The sequence below is a fragment of the Streptomyces sp. 147326 genome (assembly GCF_045000215.1).
GTDB lineage: Bacteria > Actinomycetota > Actinomycetes > Streptomycetales > Streptomycetaceae > Streptomyces.
The window spans coordinates 1599479-1623036 of sequence record NZ_CP134201.1; the positions used below are offsets into that span (position 1 = coordinate 1599479).

Here is a 23558-nt window from a genome sequence, read left to right on the forward strand (position 1 = left end):
CGCACCACCACCCGCCGCGCCACGTCCGCACCACCACCCGCCGCGCCACGTCCGCACCACCACCCGCCGCGCCACGTCCGCACCACCACCCGCCGCGCTACGTCCGCACCACCACCCGCGGCGCGAAGTTCCCCTCGCCCAGGTCCTCGGCCAGCAGCCGCCTCGCGATCGCGTCGGCCGCCACCCGCAGTTCGGCGCTCCGCGGCCGCCCCCGGTCCTTCTCCAGCTGGTCGCCGAGCCACTGGGCCCACGCCGCCGAGATGACGGCGGCCTCCCGCTCCCCGGCCCGGGTGAGGGAGAAGTAGCCGGCCTCGCCGCTGAGGTAGCCCTCCTCCGTCATCCGGTCGAAGACCGGGAGCAGCACCTCCGGCGGCAGCGACCGGCGCGCGGCGATCAGCCCGATGCTCGCGGTACCGACCGTCCGGGTCATGAGTTCCACCTGCATCACGGCCCACGCGCCCGCGATGTCCAGCCGGGTGTCGGAGGCCGCGACGATCCCGCGTGCCGTGTCCCGCCCCATGTTCCGTACGAGTTTGCCGACCGCCAGCTCCAGCAGCTTGGCCGAGTCCCCGCTGGCCGTGGCCGGAGAGCCGAAACCGTCGCCCATGTCCGTGGAACCGGCCCGGGCGGTGTCGCGCAGCTTGACCTGCTTGAGGAAGAGCCCGGCGACGAACCCGAAGACCGCCACCGGCACGGTCCAGAGGAACACCGTGTGCAGGGCCTGCGCGTACGCGTCGATGATGGGCGCCGCGGCCTCCGGGCTGAGCCGGTGCACGCCTTCCGGGGTCGACGCGGCCTCGGCCAGCCGCGCCGGATCCTGCCCGGTGACCCGCGCCGCCTCCGCGACCCCCGCCTCCAGTCCGGGCCCCAGGTGGTTCGCGTAGATCGTGCCGAAGACCGCCGTCCCGAAGGCGCTGCCGAGCGTACGGAAGAAGGTGACCCCGGAGGTGGCGGTGCCGAGGTCGGCGTAGTCGACGGTGTTCTGCACGGCGATCGTGAGCACCTGCATGGACAGGCCGATGCCCGCACCGAGCACGAACATGTAGAGCGATTCCAGCAGGGTGCTGGTCCCCGGTTGCATGCGCGACAGCAGGTACAGGCCGACGCCCATGACCGCGTTGCCGACGATCGGGAAGATCCGGTACCGGCCGGTCTTGCTGGTGACGTTGCCGCTGAAGACGGAGGCGATCAGCAGTCCGAAGACCATGGGCAGGGTCCGGATGCCCGAGACCGTGGCCGAGTCCCCGTCGACGTACTGGAGGTAGGTCGGCAGGAACGTCATCGCGCCGAGCATCGCGAACCCGACGACGAAGCTCAGGACGGAGCACACGGCGAAGACCGGATTGCGGAAGAGCCGCATCGGCAGCATCGGTTCCGCGGCCCGCGTCTCGACCAGGCAGAACAGCGCCAGCGCGACGACGCCGCCCGCGAACAGGCCGATGATCGTCGGCGAGGTCCAGGCGTACTCGTTCCCGCCCCAGCTGGTGGCCAGGATCAGCGCGCTCGCGCCGATCGCGACGAGGGCGATGCCCAGGTAGTCGATGACCGGCTTGCCCGTGGCCCGTACCACCGGGATCGTCTTGGCGGCCGCGACGACCACGAGGATGGCGATCGGGACGTTGACGTAGAAGCACCACCGCCAGGTCAGCTGGTCGGTGAAGAATCCGCCGAGCAGCGGTCCGATGACGGTGGCGACGCCGAAGACGGCACCGATCATGCCCTGGTACTTGCCGCGTTCGCGCAGGGGCACCACGTCGGCGATCAGTGCCATGGCGGTGACCATCAAGCCGCCGGCTCCGATGCCCTGGACGCCGCGCCACACGATGAGGAACGTCATGTTGCTGGACAGGCCGCACAGGAAGGAGCCGCTGATGAAGATGATCGCGGAGATCTGGAAGATCAGCTTCCGGCCGTACAGGTCGCCGAACTTTCCCACCAGCACCGTCGACACGGTCTCCGCGAGCAGGTAGGAGGTCACCACCCACGACATGTGGTCCCCGCCGCCGAGGTCCCCCACGATCGTGGGCAGGGCGGTGCCGACGATCGTCTGGTCCAGTGCCGCGAGCAGCACGCCCAGCATGATCGTGCCGAAGATGATGTTGCGCTGCCGCCGGTCGAGCACGGGTGGCGCGGCGGCTACGGCGGGAGCGGTGGTCACCCTCGCACTCTCACAGCGCCCCCGCCCCACCGCATGCGGCACTGCGCCGTACGGGGGCCCGACGGCGCTCGGCGCAGGCGGGTCAGCGCAGGTAGGCCAGGCCCGGGTGCTCCGCCGCGTACCCGTCGAGCAGCCGCCGCGCCACGGCCACGGAGTCCACCAGCGGGTGGAGCGCGAAGGCCTTGACGGCGGTCGCCCGGGACCCGCTGGCCGCGGCCGCCAGGACCTCCCGTTCGACCGCCTTGACGGCCGTCACGAGCCCCACCGCGTGCAGCGGCAGCTGTGCGACGCCGACCGGGTGGGCGCCGTTCGCGTCGACCAGGCAGGGCACCTCGATGACCGCCGCGGCGTCCAGGACCGACAGCGTCGAACCGTTGCGGACGTTCAGGATCAGGGTGGCCCGCTCGTCCCTGGCGATGGCCCGCATCAGCGCGAGCGCGACCTTCTCGTAGCCCCCGGACTCCAGGTCGCTCTCGTCGCGCTCGCCGACGCCGGCCGCCTCGCGGTTCTCGGCCATGTACGTGGCCTCGCGCTCGGCCCGGGTCCGGTCCCAGGCGGCCAGCGCCGCCCCGGCCGGCTGCCCGGCCCGGCCGGCCTCGGCGTAGAAGCCGCGCTGCTGGTCGCGCAGGAAGGCCCCGCGGGTCTGCTCGGCCTCCTGGTAGGCCCGTACGGTGTCACGGTTGAAGTAGTAGTAGTGCAGGTACTCGTTGGGGATCGCGCCGAGGGAGCGCAGCCACTCGGCGCCGAAGAGCCGGCCCTCCTCGAAGGACTCCAGGGCCTTGGTGTCGGCCAGCAGCCGGGGCAGCTCGTCGCGGCCGCCGATGCGCAGCCCGCGCACCCAGCCCAGGTGGTTGAGGCCGACGTAGTCGATCCAGGCCTCTCCCGGCCGGGCCCCGAGCAGCCGGGCGATGCGCCGGCCGAGGCCCACGGGGGAATCGCAGATGCCGATCACCCGGTCGCCGAGCTCCTCGGCCATGGCCTCGGTGACCAGCCCGGCCGGGTTGGTGAAGTTGATGACCCACGCATCGGGGGCGGTACGGGCGATCCTGCGCGCGATCGCGCGGGCCACCGGCACGGTCCGCAGGCCGTACGCGATGCCGCCCGCGCCCACCGTCTCCTGGCCCAGCACTCCCTCGGCCAGGGCGATCCGCTCGTCCGCGGCGCGCCCGTGCAGGCCGCCGACGCGGATGGCCGAGAAGATGAAGTCCGCCCCGCGCAGGGCCTCGTCGAGGTCCCCGGTGGCGGTGACGGCCGGGGCGTCCGGTACGCCGGCGGCGGCCGCCTGGTCGTCGAGGACACGGGCCATGGCGGTGAGCCGCGCCGGGTCCTGGTCGTACAGCGTCACATGCGACACCCGGCCCTCGGCGTGGTCGCCGAGCAGTGCTCCGTAGACGAGCGGTACCCGGAAACCGCCCCCGCCGAGGATCGTCAGCCGCACGCCCCTACCGCCCTTCGCCCGTGCCGGTGCCCCTGCCACGGCAGGTGCCGGTGACAGTGGCAGCTCCCGTGGCCGTTCCACGCACCACGATCGTGCCGGCGGCGGCTCCGGGGCTCCAGTGCCACGATCGGTGACACGATCGGTGGCACGGAATCCGAGGCGCGCACCCGCCGGCTCCAGTCTGCCCCGGCCGGTCACTCCCCCAGCGACGGCACGGCGCGCAGCCGGGCGCCCTGCTGGTGCATGACCCCCGCGCCGCCGCCCCGCACGGGACCCACCGGCGCGCCCTGCGGCGCCGACAGGATCAGGGTGATCCGCGTCAGCCCCATCGCGTCGAGCATCCGGCTGGTCTCGGCCACCATCCGGCAGCGCACCAGGCCCCACCGCGGGTCGGGGTGGCGCACGGTCCGCACCGCCCCGTCCATCTCGGCGGCCTCGGCTCCGCGCATGCTCAGCCAGTGCGGCACCCCGTACCGGTAGGCGGCCTCCATGAACGGGTCACGGGCCACCTCCTGGCGGATGCTGCGCAGCCCCTCGTCCTCCGGAGCCACGGCCAGCGCGGCCGCGAACTGGGCCAGCAGCGGTACGCACCAGGCCGGTTCGTGATCCTCCAGCACGCCCGCCGCGTCCGGATGGAACAGCACGAAGCGCAGGAAGTTGTCGTCCGGCAGGGCCGTCGGGTGCGGCCGCACGGACTGGAAGAGCTGGTCGAAGGCCGAATTGGTGAGCGCGACGTCCCAGCGGTGGTCCACCAGGAAGCTCGGGTAGGGCACGGACTCCATGAGGGCCGCGTAGTCGCACAGGTAGTCGCGCTGCGCGGGGTCCTCGGGCAGCCTGTTCTCCTCGGCGGCCCGCCACGTGGGCGGCGGGTCGCGGTCGACCATGACGCGGAACAGCCAGAAGCACTGCCGCTCGCTCATCTCCAAAGCCTCGGCCAGGGCGAGCAGTTTGCGGTCCGTCCACTCCTTGACGAGGCCGCGTTCCCAGTTTCCGTACGCACGCACGCTGATGCGCAGCCGGGCGGCGAGGTCCTCCTGGCTCAGTCCCAGCTCCTCGCGGCGCTGGCGCAAAATCTCCTTGCGTCGCTCCGACCGCACGGCGCCCCGTGCGGACTCCTCGCCCGCCAGGCGCTCCTCACCGGCTCGGGCGAGGCCATCGGACGGGCCCACCGCTGCGAGATGTGGCACCGAGAGCTCCCCCTCCTCCGGTCTGGATCTTCATTTCCGTGTGGCGATCCTGCTACCGACTTCATTCGAGTGTCAACTATTGTGGCAATTCCAGCCTCTTGACAGCTCATTCCCGCCACAGCTGTGGCACGTTCTAGCCCTTCCGGGCGAGAGCGGCTAGATTCCAGAAGCCGACCATGTGCCGTAACCGACTTCGCGCGATCTAGGAGAACCACTGGTGACAGACGGCTTCCCGGCTCCCGTCGCGGTGGCCAACGCACCCCTGGCAGCCACCATCACGCGCGTCGCCGAACTCGCGGGCAAGATGGGCCGCGACCTGAACCAGGTCTTCGACCTGCGGCGGCTCTCGGAGGCCTCCGGCGTGCCCACGGACGTGGTCAAGACCCTCCTCGACGGCAGGCCGGCCGGCGAACCCGATCTGCAGACCCGGTTCCTCCAGCGGCTCGACCTGCTACGGCGCACCCGGGTCAAACCCAACGGCCGCCGCTACACGCAGCAGGAGATCGCGGACGGCGCCGGCATGTCGCGGCAGCAGGCCGGGGCCCTGATCAACGGCGACCGCCGCCCCACCATGGAGCACTGCGACGCGATCCAGCGCTTCTTCGGGGTGCACGCCGGGTTCCTCACGGCACACGACTCCGACGCCCTCACCGACGCGCTCCAGCGGACCGAGCAACAGCTGCTGCAGGACTTCGCGGGGCGCGCGCGGGAAACCGTACCGGCCGCGGCCGCATCGGCGGGCGATCCGCTGGCAAGACTCCTCCAGAACCACGGCGTGCGGGGCATCGCCTGGCGCGCCGCCCAACTGCCCAGCGACAAGCACCGGGACAAGGTGACCGAATGGCTGGACATGCTCCTCGAAAGCGTAAAACCGAACGAATCCTGACCCAGTCGAAAGTCTGGGTCTGATCCTTGAGTCCTGATCCGGATCCGCGCCGACGGGGAGAACGGTGAGCATAGGCAGAGAGCAGCGGCGGTTGTGCGGGGAGCTGGTGGCCGGCATCCGGCTGACCGCACCCGTGGAACCCGTGGACCTCTACGCTGCCCTCTGCGAGGGCATGAGCAGACACCGCGGCCGACGGGTGGACTTCCGGATGGCCTCGTTCCCCCCGCGGACGGCGAGCGGCCTCTGGCTCGACATGGCGGACCGCGATCTCGTGGTCATCGAGGAACGCACCGCTCCCGACCACCAACTGGTGATCCTGGGCCACGAGCTGTGGCACATGAAGGCCGGCCACTGCAGCCACCACGTCGACGGCGCCGCCGTCGCCGCGCGGCTGCTGACCGACGAGGCGGACATCGGAGAGACCGTCCGCCGTGTCGCGGCGCGCACGCGCGCCGACGTGCAGGAGGAGACCGAGGCCGAAACCTTCGGCTTACTGCTGGGCAGTCGGTGCCGGAACTGGCTGGCCGGATCGGCCGGCCACCGGGCTCCGGTCCAGCGCGACCAACTGGCGGGCCGGATCGAGGCATCGCTGGGCTACCGGGGGCACAGGAACGACCGTTGAACGGCGAGGACTACTACATACCGGCGGCCGCGATGGCGATCTCACTCGCCTTCAAGCTGCCCGCCCTACGGCACAACTGGCGCGACCCGCTCCTGCGTTCGGTCGTCGCCCTGCTGACCCTTGCGGGAGCGGTGTTCTTCTTCGCGGCCCCGCCCACCATCGCGGCGGTCAACCGCTGGACCGGGATCGTCAACGTCTCGGCCCCCCTGGTGTACTGCCTGATCACCGCCTTCAGCGCCTCCTGCCTGGTCCTGATGGTCAACTGGCGGGGCGGACCGCCGGAACAGACCCGACGCGTCTCGCGCCGCTGGATCACGGGCTACAGCCTCGTGATCGTGGCCCTGATCGTGCTGTTCGCCCTCGGTGACACCCCGGTGGAGCGGCTGCGCGACTTCGACACCTTCTACGCGAACACCCCGTACATCGGGATGATGATCGCCCTCTACCTGCTGGCCCACCACGTGGCCGCGGTGGTGATGGTGGTCCTGTGCTGGCGCTGGTCCCTGCAGGTGCGCGGCTGGCTGCGGGTCGGCCTGATGATCATCGTCTCCGGCTACATCTTCAACCTCACCTACGACGCCACCAAGATCTCCTCGGTGGTCGCCCGCTGGCTGGGCCACGACCTCGACGACCTGAGCACCTACGTCGCCCCGCCGCTCGCCGCCCTGGGCGCGCTGATCAGCGCGATGGGCTTCGTGGTCCCGCTCGTCTGCCAGCGGCTGTCGGACCACTGGCAGACCTGGGCGACGTACCGCCGGCTCGGCGCGCTGTGGCAGGAGGTGCAGATCTCCGCGCCCAGCGGCACGCCGTCCGTGCAGATGGCCTGGTGGTCCGCGGCGGAGCTGCGGGTGATCCAGCGGGAGTCGGACATCCACGACGGCTTCCTGCACCTGGGCCCGTACTTCGACAAGGGCCTGCGCGACGGCGCCTACGAGAGCGCCGTCGCCGCGGGGGCCGACGAGGAGACCGCCCGCGCGGTCGCCGACGCCGCCATGGTCGCGGCCGCCGTGCGGGCCCGCTCCGCGGACCCCGAGGGCAGGATCATCGGCGAGGACGACGAGACCCCGCTCGACACCGCCGACGTACCGCGCGACCTGCTGCGGATCTCCCACGCCCTGCGGCATTCACCGGTGGTGCAGGCGGTCCGTCAGCAGGTCGCGGTGTAGCGGGCACCCCTGCGGGCTCAGCGGGCCGCGGTCACCGCCGTCTTCGGGAACAGGTCCTGGAACGGACCCGCGGAGTCGATCCCGTCCCGCCCGTAGGGCGCGTCGAAGCTCCACACCATGAACAGCAGGAACACGATCAGCGCGCTGAACAGTCCGGCGAGCAGCAACTCCCGCCCGGAGCGGCGGATCTGCAGGGTGAAGATCAGCCCGACGGTGACCACCCCGCCGACCAGCAGGCCGAACCACACCACGCTCGGCAGCGTGGACTCGGAGCTCTGCGTCCGCGAGTGGCGGGCGTCGTCGGCGGCCGCGATGTGGTCCAGCAGCGGCTGGTAGGCCTGCGCCTGGAGCTCGGTGGCCGGACTCTGGTGGGTGACGTCGCTGCGCAGCTTGCCCAGCAGCTGGGCGCCCTCGGCCGACGCGCCCTCCCCGGAGGTCAGCAGCGGCCAGTCCACGGCGACGGTGTGGGAGACGTACGCGTCCACCTCGCCGCGGATCCGGTCGCGGACCGCGGCCGGGTAGACGTCGGCGCGCTGGGTGACCTCGTACAGCGCCTGGGCCTCGCGGCGCACGCTGTCCTCCGCGGCGCCGCGCGCCTCCCAGACGCCCGCGATGGCCAGGCCCAGCACGATGGCGTAGACCACGCCCACCATCATCGTCATGTACTCGATGACGTCGGGGGTTTCGCTGGTGTCCTCGTCGTCCGCGGCCCGGCGGTGCCGGATCGTGGTGATGGCGAGGACGACGGCGCAGACGAGCGCCATGGCAATGGCCAGGACCAGCCATTCGGACACGTGGATTCTCCCGGTGTGGGTGGGGTGGGTGGGGTCGATGGGGCGCGGCGGGCGGCCGCGGCTCCTGGAAGAGGCGGTCAGCCGCGGCTCTTGGAGCGCGGACGCAGGGCGGCCGCGGCGAGTACGGCCGGGGTGGTGACGACGACCATGAGCATCACGGTGGACATTCCGTTCGGGCCGCGCCGCTCCAGGGCCACCGCGCGGTACGGACGCACGTGGAAGGCACTCACGCGCGAGGCGGCGGCGGCCCTGGGCGCGGGCGGGGCGGGTGCATCGGCGGGTGCGTCGGCGGGCGCCCCTGCGCTTGCGCCCCCGGGATCCGGCGCGGGCACCGGCGGCTCCGCGTCCCCGGCCCCGGCCTGCGCGGAGGGCGCCGCCGGAGCCGGCGCGGCCGGCGGCTCCGCCGGCTCCGGCAGTCCGGGCCGCGGCGTCCGTCCGGGCGCGGCGACGGCCGGCGCGGGCATCCGCCCCGGGTGGTGCACGGTGGGCCGGGCGGCGCCGGGCACGGCCGCCCGTACCGAGGGCCGCCCGGAAGGCTGGGCGACGGGCCCCCTCGGCTGCGGCCCTTTCATCGGCACGCACAGGTCGACGCGGGCGCCGCGGCCGTGGCCGTCGCCCGCGACCGCCACGTGGCCGTGCAGCGGGCAGAGCGCCGCCACCAGCCCCGCCCCGGCGAAGTACTGCCAAGCGGTCACGCGCGTCCTCCCGAAATCCGCAGCAGATGCATGGGTCACCGCTGAAGAAACGATCAAGGCTCGTCTTCGACACGCCGCGGACGGATCGGGAACCCTGACGCGGGGTCACGTCACCCGGTCGCGCGTACCGTTCCTCACCCGGTCGCGCCTCCGGTCCTCACACGGTCGTGCGTCCGCCCGTGCGTGCGCCCGGCCCCGGCCCACGCCGGCGATGCGGCATGATGGCGCCATGGGGACCCAGGGGGAGAACGCCCGACTGATCGCCGGGCGTTACCGGCTGGATGCCAAGCTCGGCCGCGGTGGCATGGGCATCGTGTGGCGCGCCACCGACCAGCTGCTCGGCCGGTGCGTCGCGGTCAAGGAGGTGGCGCTCGATCCCGCCCTGTCCGAGGACGGGGCCCGGCTCCAGCGCGAGCGCACGCTCCGCGAGGCCCGCGCGGCGGCTCAGCTCAAGCACCCGCACATCATCGTGGTGCACGACATCGTCGAGGACGGCGAACGCCCGTACATCGTCATGGAGCTGGTCGAGGGCGGCTCCCTCGCCGACCGGCTCTCCCGCACCGGCCCGGTGGACCCCGCGGAGGGCGCCCGGATCGGGATCGCCCTGCTCGGCGCCCTGCGCGCGGCGCACGCGGCGGGGGTGCTGCACCGGGACATCAAGCCGGCGAACGTCCTGCTGGAGGCGCCGGGCGGCCGGCCCGTCCTCACGGACTTCGGGATCGCGCAGGTGGCGGGCGCGACGACGCTGACCTCGACCGGGGCCTTCGTCGGTTCCCCGGAGTACACCGCGCCCGAACGGATGTCCGCGCAGGCGCCGGTGGGGCCCGAGTCCGACCTGTGGTCCCTGGGCGCCCTGCTCTGCGCGGCGGTGAGCGGCGCGTCCCCGTTCCGGCGGGACTCGCTCGGCGGGGTGCTCCACGCGGTGGTCTACGACGAGATCCGGCCGCCCGCCGCGTGCGGGCCGCTGCTGCCGGTGGTGCGGGGGCTGCTGGAGCGCGATCCCGCCGAGCGGCTCGGCGCGGAGGAGGCGGAGCGGCTGCTGCGGGCGTACGCGGCGGCGGCGCCGGAGTACACGCCGACGCAGGACGTGGCCGGGCCCGCCGTACCCGCACCGACGCCCGTACGGGCGCCCGTACCGGCTCCTGTACCGGCTCCTGTACTGCCGCCGGCGCCGCCGCAGGCACCGGTGCCGGCTCCCGTGCCGGCGACGGCGCCCGTAACCGCACCCGCGGCCGCAGCCCCGGCGTCGGCCTCCCCCGCCCCCGGGAAGCGGCGGCCGGGGGCCGCGCTGATCGCCGGCCTGCTGGTGGCCGCGATCGCCGGGGCGGGCGTCTCCGCCGCCGCGCTGCTCATGAACGACGACGAACGCCGGGGACAGGCCGCCACGAGCGGGGCGGCCGGCGGCCACAGCTCGTCCCCCGCCACGGCCACCTCCCCGGCCCCCGCACTCACCACCCCTTCGCCCACGACCCCCATGCCCTCCCCCAGCCGCCCCGGCGAGCGGACCGGCACGGTGACCCCGGCGGCGCCGCCGCCGCTTCCCCCGTCCTCCGACGACAAGGGCGCCCCGGCCGGCTACCGGGTCGCCGAGGACCCGGAGGGCTTCTCGCTCGCCGTCCCCCTCGGCTTCACGCGCAAGGTCGAGGGTCCCCGGATCTTCTACGTGTCCCCCGGTGAGACCTTCCGCATCGGCATCAAGGTGGCCGATCCGGAGTCGGGCGGGCCGCTCGCCGTGCATCAACGGGCCCACGCCAAGGGGCCGTCCAACAACCCCGGCTACCGGGACGCCGAGGTCGCGGCCAGCACGCACAACGGCCACGAGGCCGCCCTCTGGCTGTTCACCTGGAACGGCTTCTCGACGGCCGAGGGCCCCCGGCACACCCGCGACCTGTGCTGGGAGGAGGGCGGCCGGCTGTACGACGTGTGGGTCTCGTCGCCGGTCGGACGTTCCGGCGAGGCGCGGGGCTACTTCGACACGGCGGTGCGGACCTTCGTACGGACCGGCTGAGCAGCGGACGCGGGGAGTACCGTCCGGCCGGCGTCCGGCCGGCACCTTCTAGACTGGGGTCACATGTCCGACTCCCTTCCCCTCGCCGAAGAGGCGGCCGAACCTGCTGCCGCACCACCGGCGGCCGAACCGGCTGCCGGGCCACCCGTCGCCGTCCGGGCGGCGATGCGCCGGCCCCTGCGCTTCCTGGGCTCCTGGTGGCCCTGGCGGTGCTGGGCGTACGCGGGCAGCGGCTTCCTCATCGGTTATCCGGTCCTGGTCGTCCTGGGGCTGCTCGTCGGGCTCGGGGTGGTGCTCGCGGTGGCCGGGATCGGGCTGCTGCTCCTGCTCTGCGCGGTCATCGCCGGGGTGCCGCTGAGTGCGCTGGAGCGGTGGCGGCTGCGGTGGGTGGAGCCCGTGCGCGTGGCGGACCCGCACACCTCGCTCCCCGGGGCCGGGCCCGCGGCCTGGCTGCGGACGCGGCTGCGCGAGCGGGCCACCTGGCGGGAGTTCGGGTACGCCGCCCTCCTCGGGCCGGTCTTCGGGGCTGCCGGGTTCCTCGTGATCACACTGGTGGCGTTCTCCCTGATCCTCGTCGCGACCCCGGTCACCGTCTGGGCCATCGCCCCGGACCAGGTGATGCTGATCCCCGGCCGGCCCGTCTCCGGCCCGCTGGAGGGCCTGGGCGGCACGGCGGCCGGCCTGGCCGGGCTGCTGGTGGCCGCGTACGCCGGAGCCCTGCTCGCCTGGGCGCAGGTCACGACCGTGCGCCGGCTGCTCGGGCCGCGCGAGGAGGCCGACCGGGTCCTGGAGCTCACCCGCTCCCGGGTCCGGCTCGTCGAGGCCTTCGAGGCCGAACGCCGCCGCATCGAACGGGACTTGCACGACGGCGCCCAGCAGCAGCTGGTCGCGCTCAGCATGACCCTGGGCCTCGCCGAGCTGGAACTGCGGGGACTGCCGGAGGCCGCAGGGGCCGCCGCGCTGGTCGCCCGGGGCCGCGGCGAGGCGAAGGTGGCCCTGGAGCAACTGCGCGACCTCGTACGGGGCATCCACCCGCAGGTGCTCACCGACCACGGGCTCGCGGCGGCCGTGGCCGAGGTGGCCCTGCGCCATCCCCTGCCGGTCACGGTGGACCTGGACCTGCCCCGGCTGCCCGAACCGGTGGAGATCACCGCGTACTTCACGGTCACCGAGGCCCTCGCGAACGCCGCCAAGCACAGCGGCGCCTCGCGGATCGCGGTCGCGGGTAGGGTCGAGGGCGACCGGCTCATCCTCTCCGTCACCGACGACGGCCGCGGCGGCGCCGATCCCGGCGCGGGGGCGGGCCTGGCGGGACTCGCGGACAGGGTGGCGATGTTGAAGGGCAGACTGGTGGTGTCCAGCCCGGTGGGCGGGCCGACCGAACTGCGCGTGGAGGTCCCGTGCTCCGGCTGATCCTCGCCGAGGACTCCGTCCTGCTGCGCGCCGGGCTGACGGAACTCCTCACCCGTGGCGGCCACCGGGTCCTCGCGGCCGTCGGCAGCGCCGACGAGCTCGTACGGGCGGTGGAGGCGGAGCGGCCGGACGCCGTCGTCACCGATGTGCGGATGCCGCCCGGCTTCCGCGACGAAGGGCTGCGGGCGGCGCTCGAACTCCGCTACCGGGACGGCTCGTTGCCCGTGCTGGTGCTCTCCCAGTACGTCGCCACGGCCTACGCCACCCAGCTGCTCACCGGCGCCTCGGCGGCCGGGCTGGGCTATCTCCTCAAGGACCGCGTCGGCGAGGTGGCCGAGTTCCTGGACGCCCTCCAGCGGGTCGCCGACGGCCAGACCGTCATCGACCCGGAGGTCGTACGGGTCCTGCTCAGCCGCCGGTCCGAGGACCGGCCACTGGCCCGGCTGACCCCGCGCGAGCGCGAGGTGCTGACCCTGATGGCCTCGGGCCTCAACAACCAGGCCCTGGCCGCACGGCTCTTCATCACCGAGGCCGCGGTCGTCAAACACGCCTCCAGCATCTTCACGAAACTCGACCTGGACGCCACGGAGGGCAACCGCCGCGTCCTCGCGGTCCTGGCCCACCTGCGCGGCGCCGACGGATAGACCGTCCCCTGCGGGCCCGCTCCCCCGGCTACCGGTGGGAGCTGCCCCCGGACCCGCGCACCACCGACGGAACCTTCCCCGGCTGCCGGGAGCCCGCCACGACGCGGGTGGGGCGCGGGGGCGCGGCGACCGTGCGGGACCAGAGGGCCAGCAGCACCGGGAGCGCCAGGTAGCCGAAGCGGCCCGCGGGGGCCAGCAGGAAGGCCGTGGTGAGGCCGATCGCGAGGCGGTCCGCCGTCGCCACCAGCGTGCGCGGGGGCCGGAGCAGCAGCGAGAGGGCCACGGCCAGGCCGCCCAGCACGAGCAGAGCCGTCGTCAGGTACCAGCCCCAGGAGCCCAGTTCGGCCAGCAGGTGTCCGGGGAGCGGACTGCCGGCCGGGGTCGCGACCTCCGCGCGCCCGGTGGGGAAGGCGAACACCTGCCGCCACAGCTCGCCCGGCTGCAGCAGCGCACCGGGCAGCACCAGCAGGGCCGTGCCGCCCACCGCCGTCAGTCCGCAGCGCACCGCCGACCGCCCGTCCCGGCGGACGGCGAGCAGGGCAACCGCCACGGCCACCGCGGGCAGCGCCGTCCACTTCAGCGCGCAGGCCCCGGCGAGGGCCGCGCCGGCCGCCACCGGCCGGCCCGACGCCGCGGCGGCGAGCGCCAGGCAGCACAGCCCGGCCAGCGGCAGGTCCACCCCGCTCACGGCGAGGGGCATGGCCACCAGGGGCGAGGCCACCAGCACGGGGAGCAGCGGTGACCGGGCCGCGCCGAGCAGCCTCCGGCCGGCCCACAGGCCGGCGAACAGGGCCGCCGCGCACCAGATCCGGGCATCGCCCAGCAGCCGGACGGCCCAGCCGTCCCCGCCGCCGAGCAGGGCCCGCGGGATGCCGAGCAGGGCCATGCCCGGCAGGTACGGCGTGTACTCCTCGACGTCCGCGGGCCGGTCGACGTAGAGCCGGCCGGACTCCAGCAGGAGCCGCCCGGACCGTTCGATGACCATCACCTCCGACTGTCCCCGGCCGGTCAGGACCAGCCACAGCAGCGGTACGGCGACGGCGCCGAGCAGTGCGGCGGCGAGGGCGGCGCGGCGGCGGCCCAGGGCGGTGGCCACGGCGGCGACGAGGTACCCGCAGGCCGCGCACCCGCCCCACAGCCGGTGGGGTTCCAGCGGGGACAGGAGCGGAAAGGACAGCGCCCAGGCAGCCGCGAGCAGCCAGCCCGCGGTCCAACGGGCGGTACGGGAAAGGGTCATGGCCCCATTCCAGCCGCGCGGCGCCCACCGGGTCTGCACGCCCAGGTGGACACTTCGCGGTGGGGTTTTCCCTACCGTGCCCGCCCGGCGGGCACGCGAAAGGGGCGCGGCCCCAAAAGGCCGCGCCCCTCACGGAGTTGTCATTCGAAGGCTCAGGCCTCCGGGGAACCGCCGAAGCGCTCGCGGTAGGACTCCAGGTCCTCCTCGGTGACCCGCGCGAAGAGCACCGGCGGCACGGTGAACGGCGTACCGGCCGGGACCGCGTCCAGCGCCCTGGCCTGCTCCGGCGTGACCCAGGTGGCCGTGTCGTCGGCGAGCGCGAAGGAGGAGCGCATGGCGCGCGCCGAGGCCGGGATGAACGGCTCGGAGACCACCGAGTAGAGGTGGATCAGGTTCATCGCGGTGCGCAGGGTGAGCGCCGCGCCCTCCAGGTCGGTCTTGACCTCCAGCCAGGGGGCCTTCTCGTCCAGGTAGGCGTTGCCGGCCGACCACAGGGCGCGCAGCGCGGCCGCCGCCTTGCGGTACTGGAGGGACTCCATGTGTCCCTCGTACTCGGCCAGCAGCTCGGCGATCTGCTCGCCCAGCTTGGCCTCGACCTCGCCGGCGGGGCTGCCGGCGGGGACCTCGTCGCCGAACTTCTTGCGGGAGAAGGTCAGTACGCGGTTGACGAAGTTGCCGAGGGTGCCGCCGAGGTCCTTGTTGACCGTGGCCGCGAAGTGCTCCCACGTGAAGGACGAGTCGTCGGACTCGGGCGCGTTGGCGATGAGGAAGTAGCGCCAGAAGTCGGCCGGGAGGATCTCCAGCGCCTGGTCGGTGAAGACGCCGCGCTTCTGCGAGGTGGAGAACTTGCCGCCGTAGTACGTCAGCCAGTTGAAGGCCTTGACGTAGTCGACCTTCTTCCACGGCTCGCGGGTGGCCAGTTCGGTGGCGGGGAACATCACCGTGTGGAACGGGACGTTGTCCTTGGCCATGAACTGCGTGTAGCGGACGTCCTCGGCCTCGTACCACCACGACTTGTAGTCGCGGTTCGCCGGGTCCAGGTCCGACCACTCCTTGGTCGAGCCGATGTACTCGATCGGGGCGTCGAACCAGACGTAGAAGACCTTGCCCTCGGCGGCCAGCTCGGGCCAGGTGTCGGCCGGGACCGGGACGCCCCAGTCGAGGTCACGGGTGATGGCGCGGTCGTGCAGGCCCTCGGTCAGCCACTTGCGGGCGATGGAGGAGGCGAGCTGCGGCCACTCCTCCTCGTGCTCGGAGACCCAGGCCTCGACCTCGTGCTGGAGCTTGGACTGCAGGAGGAAGAGGTGCTTGGTCTCGCGGACCTCCAGCTCGGTGGAGCCGGAGATGGCCGAGCGGGGCTCGATCAGGTCCGTGGGGTCCAGGACGCGGGTGCAGTTCTCGCACTGGTCGCCGCGGGCCTTGTCGTAGCCGCAGTGCGGGCAGGTGCCCTCGACGTAGCGGTCCGGGAGGAAGCGGCCGTCGACCGGCGAGTAGACCTGCCGGATCGCGCGCTCCTCGATGAAGCCGTTCTCCTGCAGCTTGCGCGCGAAGTGCTGGGTGATCTCGCGGTTCTGCGCGGAGGAGCTGCGGCCGAAGTAGTCGAAGGACAGCTCGAAGCCGTCGTAGACCGCCTTCTGGGCGTCGTGGGCCTGCGCGCAGAACTCGGCGACCGAGATCCCGGCCTCCTTGGCGGCGAGTTCGGCGGGGGTGCCGTGCTCGTCGGTGGCGCAGATGTAGAGGACGTCGTGGCCGCGCTGGCGGAGGTACCGGGAGTACACATCCGCCGGAAGCATCGACCCGACCATGTTGCCCAGGTGCTTGATCCCGTTGATGTAGGGAAGCGCGCTGGTGATCAGGTGTCGAGCCATCCTCGGATGCTCCATTTCCTCTGTGCGGTGCCACGTGACGTGACGGATTGTGAGTGCGGTTCATCGTATCGAACCGCCGAAAGGCCACGCGCCGCATTTGTTCATGGGGGACGTAACGCAAAAGCGAGGGCAGTGACCTCTCCGTCACGGCCCTCGCAATCGGGCCCATGCTACAGGCGGACGGCAGGGCACCGGACCGGAGGTCCGGCGGCACCGGCAGCGGGCATATGCATACGTGCTGGCTGGAGCCCCGCGCGATCGAGATCGATCACGGTTCGATCATCGCCGACGCAATGCTTCCAGCTTTCTTCTCTGCGCCCTCCGAGTGCGCCCGCGCTGCTTTCCTGTTCTGCGCACAGGGGATGAGGTGGAGCGGTGAGCGATTGCGGACCGGAGGAGTCCGGTGGGGCCGTGGGACTACCGAGTCGGCGTCGGCGGCCGACTCCCATGAGCCAGTGGGATGCGACGGCACGCCTGTCGTACTGGGCCTTCCACGCCAACCGGCGGCCCGCGTACATGCGCTTCGCGTATCTGCAGCTGGGTTCCGACGCGGCGGCGGAGGAGGCGGTGGACGCCACCTTCGACTCGATCATGGGCGAGTGGCTCCGGATGCTCCACATGGACCGCCTCGACGCCTACGCGTGGACCGTGCTCAAGCACTGCCTGGTCGACCGGCAGCACAGGCGCCACCCCTGGCAGCAGCAGCCCGAGCCGATGGACATCAGCGCCTTCGAGGCCGCCCTCAAGGAGGCCCACGCCGACCGGTACGAGGTGCTGACCGACACCATCCGCTTCTACTCCGCCGTCTCCCGGCTCGCCGAGCGGCAGCGCGACGCGGTCCTCCTGAGGTACGGGCTCCAGTGCACCCCCGGTGAGGCCGCCGCGGTGATGGGCGTCGACGAGGCCACGGTCCGCTCCTACCTGGGCCAGGCCCACCGGCGGCTCGCCCGCCTCCTCGACACGTCCGCCGAATCAGCCGAATCAGCCGGCTCATGAAGCGGTACGAGCCCGTGGAGCGGCAGGACGGCGACCCGACCCCCCGCTCGCTCGCCGAGTTCCTCGCCCGGGCGGGCGTCCGCGACCGCTACCGGCACTACGACCTCGGCGCGGCCGAGGCCCGGCTGCTGCGCGCGACACCGCACGGGCCGGTCCCCGGGCACCGGGCCCGGCGCCGGTCGGCCTACGGCTGGAGCGACCCGGCCCGGGACTGCCCGCTCGACGCCGAACGGGCGCGGCGCGACCTCAAGGCCGTCTGCCTGGCGTCCGTGTGCGCGCCGAGGGCCGGGGCGCACCTCGACTCCTTCCGCACCGGCGGGCACACCGACCTGGCCGGCGCGGTCGTCTTCGGCTGCCTGCTGCACCTCGCCGGACTGCGCGAAGGCGCCCGCTTCTGGTGGCAGTTCGCCGCCGGTTCCGGGAGCCCGCCGACCGCCGCGGCCGCGTACTGCCTCTTCCTCGACCACTCCCGGCGCGGTGAGCACCACGACGCCCGGCACTGGGCGCGCGAGCTGTGCCGCCGCGGCTTCCGGCCGGGCGGCCGGCGGGACCTGCGGGAGGTCCGGCTGTGCGCGCAAGCGGCCGTGCTGCGCTACGTCGACCAGTTCGAGGACCCCGACCTGGGCGCGGTGCCGCTGCCGCGGCCCGGGCTGTCCGCGGTGCTGACCGCCTTCCTGGCGCCGCCCGTCTCCGTGACCGCTACCGTCCCGGCGCCGGCGGCCCCCGCCCCGGCGGCCGCGGTCCGGCCGTCCGCAGGACCGCTGCGCCACCCGGCACTGACGGCGGCGGCCCGCGGGACCGTCGTCCAGGGCGGAACGGGCGAGGCCCTGGCGGAAGCCCGCCGCGCGCTGGCCGTCGTACGCGTCCTGGAGCAGCACCCGCTGGGGGTGGGGGCCGCCCGGCTCGCACGGGAGTCGGGCCTCGCCGGGGCGGAGCTGCGCCGGCTCCTGCCGATGCTGTGCGAGGAGGAGTACGCGTACCGCGCGGGCGCGGGGGTGTACGGGCCCGGGCCCGCCCTGGACCGGCTCGCCGCCCCCGGCGGCCACGGCCTGGCCGGCCAGCTCCAGCGCACCCTGGCGCTGGCCCGGGACAGCGCGGGCGCCGCGGTGTACCTCAGCCGGTACGCCGACGGGGAGGTCCGGATCACGCAGATGGCGGACGGGCCGGCGACCCCGCCGGTGCGGGAGTGGGTCGACTTCCGGGCCGCCGCGCACGCCAGTGCGGTCGGCAAGTGCCTGCTGACCCAGCTCGACCACGACCGCCGCGCCGACCACGTGGCCCGGCACCGGCCCGCCCGGCTCACCCCGCAGACCATCACCGACAGCCGGGCCCTGTTCTCCGCCCTGGACGCGGTCGCTCCGGGCGCGCCCGTCTTCGACCTGCTCGAATACTCCCCCGGAGTCGTCTGCTCGGCGGTCCCGATCGCCACCGGCGACGCGGCCGGGAGCCTCGCGCTCTCCCTGCCCGCGACCCATGCCCACCGACTGCCCGAGGCCACCGCGGCGCTGCGCCGCAAGGCCGTTCCGGTACTCCTCGCGCTGCTCCTGACCGGCGCGATCCCCCCGGACACCCCGGCTCCCGCGGACGCTCCCGCCGCCGAGCCCCCGCCGATGAGGGCCCCGGTCACCCCGGAGACCCTCCGCCACCTCCGCCGCCTCTTCCGCACCCCGCTGACCGGAGCCATGGCTGCCGCGGCCGGCCCCCACCTGGTCAGCGACACCACGACCGCGGCGGCCTACCTCTTCGACGCCGCCCCGAACACCGGCCAGCCCCGCCTCGCCCTCCCCCACACCTTCACCTCGGTCACCCCGGGCAGCCTGACCACCCCGACGGGCCTGGTGGTGCTGGGCACGTGAAGGTCCGGGGCCGGGCCCCGGCTCAGTGCCCCGGAGTGGTGTGCTGCGTGGTTTCGCTCAGCCTGGTGAACGCGTCGCGGACCACCGAGGCGATCAGAGTGCGGCGGGCCGCGAGGAACTCGTCGTACGGCATGTGCTCCCAGTCGTCCGGGAGCGCGTGCCAGTGGCGCTGCCGGGCCAACCGGTCGCCGGGGATCTGCTTGGCGGTGACCTGGGCGGGCCAGTAGTCCGCGGGCCGCTGATCGGCGATGGCGATGTTGTCGCTCCACTCCACCAGGGCCATGTTGGCGATCTGGTTGATGCGCGGGGTCTCCGTGACGCCGCTGTTCTTCAGGTGGTTCTTCGGGAAGAGGTGGTGGCGCTCGATGCCCTTCTTCGCGGTGATCGCCGGATCGAGACGGGTGCGCACCTTCCCCGTGGACAGCAAGGCGTCGGCGTCCAGGATGTTGAGCGCCGCGATGTACGCCATGAGCGCCGGGGACTTCGAGGCCGCGGTCTCGAGGTTGTTGGGCAGGGTGATGGCCCAGTAGTCCTGGGTGAGGGTGTCGTCGACGACCTTGTTCAACGTCGCGAGGTAGGCATCGGCGTCGCCGGCGTCCACGCCGGACAGGCGGGCGAGGTCCTGCTCGACCCGGGTCTCGAACGAGCCGGAGTAGCGGCTGGTGGTGTGGGCCATGAAGAACCAGCGCGCGATGGTCTCGCGCAGCCGGCCGAGCGGCACTTGGTAGTCGACGCGACCGACCAGCCAGAGGGCGTAGGTGTAGATCACGGCGTTGGCGGAGCTGATCATCTTGCTCCCGCGGAAGCCCGCACGCTCCAGACACTGGAGGAACTCGTGCCAGTTCGTCAGGTCCAGTGCGTGCTTCTGTGCTGCCTGGAGGCGGCCGAACTGCTCTTCGCGAAGGTCGGCGGAGGGCTTGCCGGTGTCGATGTCCCTGCCGCGGAGTACGACGTAGACCTGCTTGAGGACGGCGCGGCGCAGGGCGACCGCCGTGGTGACGCGGAGCATCTGGGAAGGCTCGGGCTGGATGTGCCAGTTGAAGGGAGAGGAGTTGTCGAGGCTCGGCTGGTGGGCTTCGCGGCAGAAGTCCTCCAGGGCGCGCCGGCCCTCCTCCCAGAACACGGACAGCAGGGTGAGGATGAAGTCCGCCTGGTTGAGGGTGACTCCGTTGCTGTTGATCCGGACGAAGATCTCGGCGACTTCCTCCTCGTCGATGGTCTCGGACAGTTCGACGATCTTGAACTGGTAGTTCCCGAGGCCGTGGAGGTCGTCGAGCGCCGTGTCCAGGCGGTCCTTCTCCTCCTCGTCCAGCTCCCGCTTCTCCGCGAGGCGCTCCAGGAAGGCCCGGACGACCTTCTTCCGGCTGTTCGGCGCCCAGAGGGTGCTGATGTCGTGCAGGTACTCCGGGTCCTTCTCGACGGCGGCGTCCGTGACGGCGAACGTGGCGTCGGTCGGCCGGAAGGCGAGGCGGATCCGGCGCGTGGTGAAGTCGTCCCGGAGCACGGCGGCACCGGTGATCACGGCGTAGAGGGAGGTGAGCCGCTGCTGCCCGTCGACGATGAGGTGCTGCGGCACGGCCTGCTTGGTCTCGGTGCCGATCTGGCGAGCGCCCGGTTCGGCTCCGGTCTTCCAGAACAGCAGGGAGCCGACCGGGAAACCCTTGTACATGGAGTCGAACAGGTCACGCGCCTTCGCCGCCGGCCAGACGTAAGGGCGCTGCAGCTCGGGCAGGGCTATGGTTCCGCGCTCGATGTCGTTCACGAGGTGAGACACAGCGAGTGTCGTGTCGCTGTAGAGCAGCTTGGCCATGGCGTGCGAGCCCTCCACGGAACGGGCGGATGCGGGACACCCGGAGGCTATCCGACCCTTCCGTCACACCGAGCGGGCTTCAGCTCGGTGTATCACTCCCCGGAACGACAAAAACCCCACCGAAGTGGGGTTTTCGCTTGTGTCCGAGGGGGGACTTGAACCCCCACGCCCGATAAAGGGCACTAGCACCTCAAGCTAGCGCGTCTGCCATTCCGCCACCCGGACCAGGTGGTCGGCCCCGGTTTCCCGCGGCGACATGGACAACAATAGCAAAGGATCGGCGGGGTTCCGACCACTTATCCGAGCGGCGGGCGTCCGCCACGCCGGGCTGACCTGCGGGCATGCCCCCAGGGGGGCAGCGAGACGGGATGTCTCGTCGGGACCGGGCGGGGTGGGGCGACGGCGTCGTGGGGCTTCCGGATGCTGATACCGGCTGGACATGGGGGATGCCGGGCGGTCGGATGGCTGCGCACACATCCGGGGGGGGGAGCCGCGCATGGAAACCGAGCACCGCGTCAGCACGCTGGAGCTGTTCTTCGACCTCGTCTTCGTCTTCACCATCACGCAGTTGACGGTGCTGCTGGCGGACGACCTGACCCTGCGGGGTGCGGGGCAGGTGGTGCTGATCTTCACCGTGCTGTTCTGGATGTACGGGGGCTACGCGCACCTGACCAACCAGGTGCCGCCGGACCGGACCGTCCGGCGGGTCCTGCTCATGCTGGCCATGGGGGCGTTCCTGGTGTGCGCGCTGGCCGTGCCCACCGCTTTCGGGGCGGGCGGCGTGGCCTTCGGGCTCGGGTACCTGCTGGTCGTCCTGGTGCACAGCGCGCTCTACACACAGGCGCACGGGCGCGGGGTGCTGTGGTTCGCGCTGCCCAACGCGCTGTGCGCGCTGTCGGTGACCGCGGCCGGGTTCTTCGACGGTGCGCCGGCCTGGGGACTGTGGATGCTGGCGCTGCTGCTGCAGTTCGCGACGCCGGTGGTCGTACAGCGGGTCGCGGCGAGCGGGTCGGCGGGGGCCGCGGCGGAGCCGGAGGCGCCCGGTCAGACGGTCGGGGACCAGCTGGGCGGGATGAACGCGGCGCACCTCGTGGAGCGGCACGGCCTGCTGCTGCTCATCGTCTTCGGCGAATCCGTGATCGCGATCGGCATCGGGGTGGGCTCACTGCCCTTGTCCCCCGGGATCGCCGGGGGTGCCTTCCTGGCCCTGACCGTCGCGTCCGCGATGTGGTGGATGTACTTCGTGCGCGACGAGGGCCGGGCCGAGGAGGTCTTCGAGCGGACTCCGCCCGAGCGGCGCTTCAAGCTGGCGATGGTCGCGTACTACTACGCCTTCCTGCCGATGCTCCTGGGCATCGCCGTCTTCGCGGCGGGCGTGAAGAAGACCATCGGTCACCTGGGCGAGCACCTGCACACCGGGCCGGCGGTCGCGCTGGCGGGCGGCGTCGCCCTGTACCTGGCCGGGGACCTGGCCTTCCGGGCGGCGCTGGGCATCGGGCCGGCCCGTTACCGCGCGGCGGCCCTGGTGCTTTCCCTGGCCACCGTCCCCGTGGGCACGGGGTGGGCGGGAGCGGGCCAGCTGGTGGCGCTGGCGTGCGTCCTGATCGGCGCGCTGGCCGCCGAGGGCCTCCGCTCCCCCGCCGGGCCGGCGGAGGAAACGGCTGCGGAAGCCGTCACGGGCAGTGGATGACCTGACCGGCGTAGGAGAGGTTGCCGCCGAAGCCGAAGAGGAGGACCGGGGCGCCGGAGGGGATCTCGCCGCGCTCGACCAGCTTGGACAGGGCCATGGGGATGCTGGCGGCCGAGGTGTTGCCGGAGTCGACGACATCGCGGGCGACGACGGCGTTGACGGCGCCGATCTTGGCGGCGAGCGGCTCGATGATCCGCAGGTTCGCCTGGTGGAGGACGACCGCGGCCAGGTCCTCCGGGGTGATCCCGGCCTTCTCGCACACCTTGCGGGCGAGCGGCGGGAGCTGGCTGGTGGTCCAGCGGTAGACGGACTGGCCCTCCTGGGCGAAGACCGGCGGCGAGCCCTCGATCCGGACCGCGTTGCCCATCTCCGGGACCGAACCCCACAGCACCGGCCCGATGCCCGGCTCCTCGCAGGCCTCGACGACGGCCGCGCCCGCGCCGTCGCCGGTGAGCACGCAGGTGCTGCGGTCGCTCCAGTCGGTGATCTCGGTCATCTTGTCGGCGCCGATGACCAGGGCGCGGGTGGCGGAGCCCGCGCGGATGGCGTGGTCGGCGGTGGCCAGGGCGTGGGTGAAGCCCGAGCAGACGACGTTGATGTCCATCACGGCCGGGCCGCCGCCCATGCCCAGCTTGGCGGCGACGCGCGCGGCCATGTTGGGCGAACGGTCGATCGCGGTGGAGGTGGCGACCAGGACGAGGTCGATGTCGTCCGGGGTCAGGCCGGCGCCGGCCAGCGCCTTGCCCGCCGCCTGGTAGGCCAGCTCGTCCACCGGCTCGTCCGGGCCCGCCATGTGGCGGGTGCGGATGCCGACGCGGGACCGGATCCACTCGTCGGTGGTGTCGACCATGGCCGCGAGGTCCTCGTTGGTGAGCACTTTCGCGGGCTGGTAGTGCCCTAGCGCCACCACGCGTGAACCGGTCATGGGCGGGGTCCCCCCTTGTACGGAAGTCAGGATCACCCAGCTTTGCCTGCTACTGGTGGGTACGGGTGCGTGTGACCCGACAGGATTCCGGCCCCGGATTTTGGAGCTTCCCGAGGATCCACCTGCCGGGGGCGTCGCGGGAAGCGGAACCGGGAGAATGAGGTC

At 72.9% G+C, this 23558-nt stretch carries 17 protein-coding genes, 1 tRNA gene and 1 pseudogene; 9 read left to right on the forward strand and 10 right to left on the reverse strand.

The genetic code is table 11. The annotated features are described in order from the left end of the window. Positions 1-97: 97 nt before the first annotated feature. The 3 genes from RIU97_RS07315 to RIU97_RS07325 all read right to left on the reverse strand — a co-directional run bounded on the left by RIU97_RS07315 (position 98) and on the right by RIU97_RS07325 (position 4783). Positions 98-2158 carry an MDR family MFS transporter gene (locus RIU97_RS07315; RefSeq protein ID WP_404954337.1) on the reverse strand — a complete coding sequence of 687 codons (2061 nt, stop codon included), beginning with the start codon at positions 2156-2158 and terminating at the stop codon, positions 98-100. A gap of 82 nt (positions 2159-2240) precedes the next feature. After that, positions 2241-3596: a 6-phospho-beta-glucosidase gene (locus RIU97_RS07320; protein ID WP_404954339.1), complete on the reverse strand. Its 1356-nt coding sequence runs from the start codon at positions 3594-3596 to the stop codon at positions 2241-2243. Between the two features lie 194 nt (positions 3597-3790). After that, positions 3791-4783: a helix-turn-helix domain-containing protein gene (locus RIU97_RS07325; protein WP_404954341.1), complete on the reverse strand. Its 993-nt coding sequence runs from the start codon at positions 4781-4783 to the stop codon at positions 3791-3793. A gap of 217 nt (positions 4784-5000) precedes the next feature. Here RIU97_RS07325 and RIU97_RS07330 point away from each other — a divergent pair, with 217 nt between their 5' ends. From RIU97_RS07330 to RIU97_RS07340, 3 genes are all read left to right on the forward strand, one after another. After that, positions 5001-5669 carry a helix-turn-helix domain-containing protein gene (locus RIU97_RS07330; protein WP_404954343.1) on the forward strand — a complete coding sequence of 223 codons (669 nt, stop codon included), beginning with the start codon at positions 5001-5003 and terminating at the stop codon, positions 5667-5669. Positions 5670-5733: 64 nt separating this feature from the next. Next, a complete protein-coding gene (locus RIU97_RS07335; RefSeq protein ID WP_327412539.1) occupies positions 5734-6291 on the forward strand; it encodes a toxin-antitoxin system, toxin component in 558 nt (185 codons plus the stop codon). Continuing rightward, positions 6288-7457 carry an MAB_1171c family putative transporter gene (locus RIU97_RS07340; protein ID WP_404954346.1) on the forward strand — a complete coding sequence of 390 codons (1170 nt, stop codon included), beginning with the start codon at positions 6288-6290 and terminating at the stop codon, positions 7455-7457. Before RIU97_RS07335 ends, RIU97_RS07340 begins: the two co-directional genes overlap by 4 nt. Before the next feature lie 17 nt (positions 7458-7474). On the opposite strand, the gene RIU97_RS07345 is transcribed toward RIU97_RS07340, so the two are convergent. Then, the gene (locus tag RIU97_RS07345; RefSeq protein ID WP_401604914.1) at positions 7475-8251 is read right to left on the reverse strand and encodes a hypothetical protein; all 777 of its coding nucleotides are present in this window, start codon (positions 8249-8251) and stop codon (positions 7475-7477) included. Positions 8252-8328: 77 nt separating this feature from the next. Continuing rightward, entirely contained in the window at positions 8329-8946 is a 618-nt protein-coding gene (locus tag RIU97_RS07350) for a hypothetical protein (protein WP_404954348.1), read from the reverse strand. Between the two features lie 229 nt (positions 8947-9175). Between RIU97_RS07350 and RIU97_RS07355 the strand changes: the two genes are divergently transcribed. From RIU97_RS07355 to RIU97_RS07365, 3 genes are all read left to right on the forward strand, one after another. After that, a complete protein-coding gene (locus RIU97_RS07355) occupies positions 9176-10954 on the forward strand; it encodes a serine/threonine-protein kinase (protein WP_404954350.1) in 1779 nt (592 codons plus the stop codon). A 165-nt stretch (positions 10955-11119) separates the two neighbouring features. After that, positions 11120-12367, forward strand: coding sequence for a sensor histidine kinase (locus RIU97_RS07360; RefSeq protein WP_404962781.1), 1248 nt, complete (start codon positions 11120-11122; stop codon positions 12365-12367). Next, complete coding sequence (locus RIU97_RS07365; RefSeq protein ID WP_404954352.1) at positions 12355-13011, forward strand: response regulator; 657 nt, start codon at positions 12355-12357, stop codon at positions 13009-13011. Before RIU97_RS07360 ends, RIU97_RS07365 begins: the two co-directional genes overlap by 13 nt. A 28-nt stretch (positions 13012-13039) precedes the next feature. Here the strand turns inward: RIU97_RS07365 and RIU97_RS07370 are convergent, their stop codons facing one another. Next, on the reverse strand, positions 13040-14248 hold the full coding sequence (locus RIU97_RS07370; RefSeq protein ID WP_404954354.1) for a glycosyltransferase 87 family protein: 1209 nt from the start codon (positions 14246-14248) through the stop codon (positions 13040-13042). A gap of 152 nt (positions 14249-14400) precedes the next feature. Then, complete coding sequence (metG, locus tag RIU97_RS07375) at positions 14401-16116, reverse strand: methionine--tRNA ligase (protein WP_404954356.1); 1716 nt, start codon at positions 16114-16116, stop codon at positions 14401-14403. Between the two features lie 447 nt (positions 16117-16563). Between metG and RIU97_RS07380 the strand changes: the two genes are divergently transcribed. Together RIU97_RS07380 and RIU97_RS07385 are read left to right on the forward strand one after the other, a co-directional pair. Beyond that, positions 16564-17112 carry a sigma factor-like helix-turn-helix DNA-binding protein gene (locus tag RIU97_RS07380; RefSeq protein WP_404954358.1) on the forward strand — a complete coding sequence of 183 codons (549 nt, stop codon included), beginning with the start codon at positions 16564-16566 and terminating at the stop codon, positions 17110-17112. Positions 17113-17939: 827 nt separating this feature from the next. Further along, a pseudogene (locus RIU97_RS07385) lies at positions 17940-18659 on the forward strand (IclR family transcriptional regulator); the annotation flags it as partial. 331 nt (positions 18660-18990) lie between these two features. On the opposite strand, the gene RIU97_RS07390 reads toward RIU97_RS07385, so the two are convergent. Together RIU97_RS07390 and RIU97_RS07395 are read right to left on the reverse strand one after the other, a co-directional pair. Next, positions 18991-20778 carry a DUF262 domain-containing protein gene (locus RIU97_RS07390; protein WP_404954360.1) on the reverse strand — a complete coding sequence of 596 codons (1788 nt, stop codon included), beginning with the start codon at positions 20776-20778 and terminating at the stop codon, positions 18991-18993. Positions 20779-20918: 140 nt separating this feature from the next. After that, positions 20919-21003: transfer RNA gene (locus RIU97_RS07395), tRNA-Leu, on the reverse strand. 271 nt (positions 21004-21274) lie between these two features. On the opposite strand from RIU97_RS07395, the gene RIU97_RS07400 reads away from it, so the two are divergent. Next, complete coding sequence (locus RIU97_RS07400; RefSeq protein ID WP_404954362.1) at positions 21275-22468, forward strand: low temperature requirement protein A; 1194 nt, start codon at positions 21275-21277, stop codon at positions 22466-22468. Here RIU97_RS07400 and RIU97_RS07405 read toward each other — a convergent pair. Beyond that, positions 22452-23393, reverse strand: a complete 942-nt coding sequence (locus RIU97_RS07405) for a beta-ketoacyl-ACP synthase III (protein ID WP_404954364.1) — start codon at positions 23391-23393, stop codon at positions 22452-22454. The genes RIU97_RS07400 and RIU97_RS07405 overlap by 17 nt on opposite strands. Positions 23394-23558 lie beyond the last annotated feature (165 nt).

Coding starts and splice junctions, on each gene's coding strand:
- RIU97_RS07355 (WP_404954350.1), top strand. CDS start 9,176: ATGGGGACCCAGGGGGAGAACGCCCGACTGATCGCCGGGCGTTACCGG.
- RIU97_RS07360 (WP_404962781.1), top strand. CDS start 11,120: ATGCGCCGGCCCCTGCGCTTCCTGGGCTCCTGGTGGCCCTGGCGGTGC.
- RIU97_RS07370 (WP_404954354.1), bottom strand. CDS start 14,248: ATGACCCTTTCCCGTACCGCCCGTTGGACCGCGGGCTGGCTGCTCGCG.
- metG (WP_404954356.1), bottom strand. CDS start 16,116: ATGGCTCGACACCTGATCACCAGCGCGCTTCCCTACATCAACGGGATC.
- RIU97_RS07380 (WP_404954358.1), top strand. CDS start 16,564: ATGAGCCAGTGGGATGCGACGGCACGCCTGTCGTACTGGGCCTTCCAC.
- RIU97_RS07390 (WP_404954360.1), bottom strand. CDS start 20,778: ATGGCCAAGCTGCTCTACAGCGACACGACACTCGCTGTGTCTCACCTC.
- RIU97_RS07400 (WP_404954362.1), top strand. CDS start 21,275: ATGGAAACCGAGCACCGCGTCAGCACGCTGGAGCTGTTCTTCGACCTC.
- RIU97_RS07405 (WP_404954364.1), bottom strand. CDS start 23,393: ATGACCGGTTCACGCGTGGTGGCGCTAGGGCACTACCAGCCCGCGAAA.